We start from the raw sequence: 6000 nt of genomic DNA, 5'->3' as shown, positions 1-6000 counted from the left end.
TCTTTCCTACGAAGACTAAGCTTCAAGCGAGACGTCGACACCTCCATCTGATTGCCCTCATTATACCTCGCAAGAAGGTAGTGAGGTCCACCAGAAATTATCTGGTAACTATAATATACGAGCGAGTGGCTTCCCAACAACCCCTGACTCCAAATACAGCAAACGAACCCCGGTTATCTCGAAACTGAGTCTTCCACAAACGGGAGCATATATAGAAGATGCGGATAATAATGTGCCTTTCATAGTTGCTGAGCTTAGAAATGAAAATATGCATAATCTTTTGGTTCTGTTAAAAACTACCCTTATAACAAAACTATTGGGTCAGGGGTGGATATTGGATGGTATGGAAGAAGACGATGGTCGTTTTTTTGGGTTTAGCCTTGTTGCTTTTCCCTTTATCAGAGTTGACCTATGTCAAACCTGTCCTAGGTTTTTCAAATCAGGTCATTCAGCAAGGGGCCACGGGTGATGATGTCATTGAACTTCAATCCAGGTTGCAGTACTTAGGTTTTTACAACGGCCAAATCGATGGAGTTTTCGGTTGGGGAACCTATTGGGCAGTTCGTAATTTTCAGTATGAATTCGGTCTGGAAATTGATGGGCTCGTGGGTCAGGAAGTGAAAAATAAGCTGAATAAAGCAAGCAACTATGATGAGGGTTATGTGAAAGAACAGATCAGAAAAGGTAAAGATTTTACGCACTATGGAGGTACTCCTAAAACTCAACAAACAGAACAAGGAAATCAACAGCAGCAACAAAATCAACAACAAAATCAGCAACAACAACAAAACCAGCAGCAACAGCAGCCAGAGGAACCGACAGCCGTCAATGTTCCAAGTGGCTATTCACAAAATGATATTCAATTGATGGCAAACGCTGTTTACGGTGAAGCTCGCGGTGAGCCTTATGTAGGCCAAGTGGCAGTAGCAGCGGTCATACTGAACAGGATCAAGAGTGCTTCATTCCCAAACAATGCATCTGGTGTCATATTCGAACCTCGTGCTTTTACTGCCGTAGCTGATGGTCAAATTTGGCTGGAACCAAATGATCAGGCGAAAGATGCGGTTATGGATGCGATTAATGGCTGGGATCCTTCTGGTCAAGCCTTGTACTACTTCAATCCGAACACAGCTACATCGGACTGGATCTGGTCAAGACCACAAATCAAACAAATCGGCAAACATATTTTCTGTAAATAGGAGGTGGGCGTATGGGAAAATGGATCGCCATCATATTACTGAGTATAACTACGATCGGTGCAGGTGTGTGGGGGTATAAAGAGAACCAGGATAAAAATGCCGTTCTGATCCAAGCTGAAAACAGTTATCAAAGAGCATTTCATGAACTGACTTACAATGTCGATCTTCTCCATGACAAAATCGGTTCAAGCCTAGCGATGAACTCTCGAAACCGATTATCTCCTCAACTCGCTGAGATATGGAAAATTTCATCTGATGCAAGTTCAGATGTAGGTCAACTGCCACTGACGCTTCTTCCTTTTAATAAAACTGAAGAATTCTTACACGACATCGGTGAGTTTACTTATCGGACAGCTGTTCGAGACCTGGAAAAGAAACCCCTTAGTGAAGAGGAGATTCAAATGCTGGAAGAGCTCCACAAAAAGTCCGGTGAAATTGAAGGGGAACTCAGAAAAGTACAAAATGTCGTAATGAAAGATAATTTAAGATGGATGGATGTTGAACTTGCCTTAGCTACAAACGATGAAGTCGGTGACAATACCATCGTCAATGGATTCAAGACGGTAGAAAAATCTATGGATGGCTTCGAAGAATCCGTGACTAAAACAGGACTCGGTTCCTCCGGCCCAGAAAAAAGCTTTCGACACCTTGAAGGTGAAAAAATCGATGAAAAACAAGCGAAAAAAATTGCCAGTCAGTGGCTGGAAAAAGTATCCACAGATAAGCTCACGGTTACAAAATCAGGGAAAGGCGCTGATGTACCTATGTACACAGCTTCCTTCCAAAACGGTGATAAGAATGGATACATCGATTTAACGGAAAAAGGCGGACATCCTTTGACAATTATGATCAGCCGTAAAGTGGGAGAGCCTAAAATTTCGCTATATGAAGCTTCTGAAAAAGCGAAGGAATATGCGGAAGGCTTGGAAATATCTAATCTAGAGCTCGTCGAAAGCAATCAATATGACAACATGGGGGTCTTCCGTTTCCTCTACACTCAAAATGATGTCAGGTTCTTCCCTGATTCTGTTGTGGTAAAAGTGGCGCTTGATAACGGGGAAGTGTTAGGCATGAGTGCTCGTGATTATTACAATTTCCATAGTGAGCGAGAACTCAATGAACCTGAAATCTCATTGGAAGAAGCAAGAGGAAAAGTGAATCCAAATGTTGAGATACAGGAAAATCACCTTTCTGTAATTGAAAATGATGTCAATGAACAAGTCCTCTGTTATGAATTCCTGGCTACGATGGAAAATACGACCTATCGTATCTTTATCAATGCGACCAATGGACAAGAAGAAAAAGTGGAAACATTGAAGAAAGCGGAGATGAAGTTCAACCAGGAGGTCTGAAAAAGAACCCTTTGATTAGGGTTCTTTTTCTCTGTCTTTAGACCTATCATCTTCCATTTTTTAAAAAGACGTGAGATAATATAATCACGTTTATAGAGGAGGAGCATGATGCAGAATTTGAAGGTGGGGACACCTCTGACACTGGAGTTGAAAAAATCAGAAGTGGATGAAGTCGATCATTACAAGTGTAAATTGGTGGACTTTGAAGATAGTAAAATTTACATTGATTATCCTGTACATACTATAACCGGCCGGACAGGTTTTTTTCTGGATGGCACACAATTCCAAGCAAGCTTCGTCGGTCAAGACCAATCCGTTTATTGGTTTAAGACAGAGGTGGTGGCAAGGGAAAAAAGAAACATACCAGTTATCGCTTTATTCTTTCCAGGTTTGGAAGAATTGAACAGGGTCCAAAGACGTAAGTATGTCCGTGTCGACGCATCTGTGGATGTAGCTATAGAATGGGATACTTGTTCTTTTCCTACCATTACGAATGATATTAGTGGAGGAGGCGTCATGGTCGTACAATCGCCCTCTGATAAATTAGAGGAAGAGAATAAGATCGACTTGACTCTGGTCCTTCCCATGAATACAGGGGAGATCCATTACGTGTTTGCAATCGGAAAGGTCATCCGCGTCATTCCGGCAAAAGTTTCCCAGCCTGAAAGGGTTTCTATTGAATTTATTGATATTCATGAAAAGGACAGGCAGTTGATTATCAAATATTGCTTTGAACAACAAATGCAATCACGGATGAGAGCACTCAAATAAAATGGATTTTCATAGTAGAATTATGTTATTCTTGACTGTGATCATTAAGCAAAAATTTTAGAGAAAACGCGCTGTGCCAGTGCGTTTTCTCTTTGATAAGACAGATGGAGGATACGGATCGTATGAACACAATGACAATTGCCATTGACGGCCCAGCGGCAGCCGGAAAAAGTACTGTAGCAAAAAAAGTCGCAGAAAAGCTCTCTTTTATTTATGTAGATACAGGTGCAATGTATCGAGCATTAACATGGAAAGCCTTGAAACAAGGCATTTCGCTTGAAGATGAGGATGGTCTGGCTCAGCTTCTAAGTCAATCTGATTTAAATCTCGTTCAAAGTGATGCCGGACAAAGAGTCATCCTCGACCAACGTGATGTTTCTGAGGAAATCAGGACAGCAGAGGTCACCAATCAAGTGTCAATCGTTGCTAAGCACAAAAATGTTCGCGAAGAAATGGTGCAAAGACAACAAGAACTCGTCAAGGACAAGGGTGTGGTCATGGATGGCCGTGATATTGGAACCCATGTGCTTCCAGACGCGGAAGTGAAGATCTTTATGATTGCTTCTGTCGAAGAAAGAGCAGAAAGGCGTCATAAAGAAAATCTTGAAAAGGGTTTTCCTTCTGATTTGAAACAATTGAAAGAAGAGATCCGAAAACGTGATGAAATCGACTCCAATCGAGAGATCGCCCCGTTGGTAAAAGCAGAAGATGCCATCGAGATCGATACAACATCCATGAATATCGACGAAGTAGTCGAGGGGATTCTAAATATCGTGAATGAGAAATGGGAGAAGGGGGAGCAGGGATGAATCTTTATAAATTAGGAAAAGCCTTATGTAGTGTGATCTTATATCCGATGTACAGAATTAAGATTGTCGGAAAAAAGAACATTCCTGCAGAAGGTCCAGTCATTATTTGTTCCAACCATATCTCCAACGTGGACCCACCGGTTGTAGGCATAACGAGTAGTCGGAATATTTACTTCCTTGCGAAAGAAGAGTTGTTTAAAAACCCTGTCATCGGGGGTATATTGAAAAAAGTCCATGCTTTTCCGATCAAACGTGGCATGAGGGATAGGAACGCCTTAAGAAAAGGTCTGGATATATTAAAAGAAGGCCATGCCCTTGGACTATTTCCTGAAGGGACAAGGCAGAAAAACGGCGAAATCGGCAAAGGCCTTGCCGGAGCTGGTTTCTTTGCTTTGCGGTCTGAAGCGGCGATAGTTCCTTGCGCGATTATCGGTCCATACAAAAAGTTCAAGAAATTGAAAGTGGTTTATGGTGAACCGATTGATATGACGGAATATCGTGAACAGAAGGCTTCTGCCCAGGTTGTTACAGATCGGATCATGGAAGAAATCAGACAATTGCATAAAATTCATCAATCATGAGGCGTAATCACTTGACAAAATGCTCTAAATATTAGAAGTTAGACAAAAGGGCATTTCTGTATTATTAGGTTGTGTCGGAAATTGAAGGAGGTAGCTTGGTATGGATGAAATGAATCAAGAAGTATCTGGAATGAAAGAATTCTCTGCAGGGGACATCGTGACTGGTAAAGTCGTGAAGATTGAAGAAAAACAGGTCCTCGTAGATGTTGGATATAAAGTCGAAGGTATTGTACCTATCAGTGAATTATCCAGCCTTCATGTAGAAAAAGCTTCAGATGCAGTGAGTGAAGGAGACGAGCTCACTCTACAAGTGAAGAAAGTGGAAGATGATGAAATCGTACTTTCTAAGCGTGCCGTTGATGCTGATCAGGCATGGGAAGATCTAGAAGCTAAGTTCGAAAGCGGAGAAATCTTTGAAGCTGAAGTTAAAGATGTTGTAAAAGGCGGGCTTGTTGTCGATATCGGCCTGCGTGGGTTCATTCCAGCTTCTTTGGTTGAAACGTATTACGTTGAAGATTTTGAAGACTATAAAGGAAAAACGCTTTCCCTAAAAGTCGTGGAATTGGATCGTGAGCAAAACCGTGTAATCCTTTCCCACCGTGCAGTCGTTGAGCAAGAGGAATCGGCGAAGAAGCATGAAGTGCTACAATCTCTAGAAGAAGGACAAGTCATCGAGGGTACTGTACAACGTTTGACTGACTTTGGTGCTTTTGTAAATCTTGGAGGTATTGACGGACTTGTACATATCTCCCAGTTATCCCATCAGCATGTGGAAAAAGCATCTGATGTTGTGGAAGAAGGCCAAGAAGTCAAAGTCAAAGTACTTTCCGTCGATCGTGACAATGAAAGAATTTCTCTTTCACTGAAAGCTACTCAACCAGGACCATGGCATGACATCACTTCAAAAGTGAACCCTGGTGAGACTCTTGAAGGAACCGTTCGTCGTCTCGTAAGTTTCGGGGCTTTCGTAGAAGTGTTTCCGGGAGTCGAAGGTCTTGTCCACATTTCTCAAATTTCCAACCGCCACATCGGTACACCTGATGAAGTGTTAGAAGAAGGACAAACGGTTGAAGTGAAAGTTCTGGATGTTGACGAGGATGCTAAACGCCTTTCATTAAGCATGAAAGAGTTAGAGCGTGACGAAACTCGTGCTGAAATCCAACAGTATGAGAAAGAAGATGACAATTCAGGTTTCTCTTTAAGTGACATGATTGGCGACAAACTTGATAAATATAAAAAATAAGCTCTTGGACAATTAAATACTGGTCTTTGAACCAAGTCTAAATGG

Annotated in this window: 6 protein-coding genes; all 6 read left to right on the top strand. The window is 41.9% G+C overall.

Annotated elements, in window-relative coordinates; translation table 11 throughout:
- Nucleotides 1-338: 338 nt before the first annotated feature.
- The 6 genes from sleB (at nt 339) to rpsA (ending at nt 5955) form a co-directional block, all read left to right on the top strand.
- Nucleotides 339-1199, top strand: coding sequence for a spore cortex-lytic enzyme (sleB, locus tag DYE48_RS09295; protein ID WP_115823354.1), 861 nt, complete (start codon nt 339-341; stop codon nt 1197-1199).
- Between the two features lie 11 nt (nt 1200-1210).
- Nucleotides 1211-2551: a germination protein YpeB gene (gene ypeB, locus DYE48_RS09290; RefSeq protein WP_115823353.1), complete on the top strand. Its 1341-nt coding sequence runs from the start codon at nt 1211-1213 to the stop codon at nt 2549-2551.
- Between the two features lie 108 nt (nt 2552-2659).
- Complete coding sequence (locus tag DYE48_RS09285) at nt 2660-3322, top strand: flagellar brake protein (protein WP_115823352.1); 663 nt, start codon at nt 2660-2662, stop codon at nt 3320-3322.
- Between the two features lie 122 nt (nt 3323-3444).
- Entirely contained in the window at nt 3445-4131 is a 687-nt protein-coding gene (gene cmk / locus DYE48_RS09280; RefSeq protein WP_115823351.1) for a (d)CMP kinase, read from the top strand.
- Complete coding sequence (locus DYE48_RS09275; protein ID WP_115823350.1) at nt 4128-4712, top strand: lysophospholipid acyltransferase family protein; 585 nt, start codon at nt 4128-4130, stop codon at nt 4710-4712. Before cmk ends, DYE48_RS09275 begins: the two co-directional genes overlap by 4 nt.
- Before the next feature lie 100 nt (nt 4713-4812).
- Complete coding sequence (rpsA, locus tag DYE48_RS09270) at nt 4813-5955, top strand: 30S ribosomal protein S1 (RefSeq protein WP_089652592.1); 1143 nt, start codon at nt 4813-4815, stop codon at nt 5953-5955.
- Nucleotides 5956-6000 lie beyond the last annotated feature (45 nt).

Origin of the sequence: Halobacillus trueperi (assembly GCF_003386945.1) — a bacterium.
GTDB classification, from domain to species: Bacteria; Bacillota; Bacilli; order Bacillales; family Halobacillaceae; genus Halobacillus; species Halobacillus aidingensis.
This window is presented reverse-complemented; position numbering and strand designations above follow the sequence as displayed.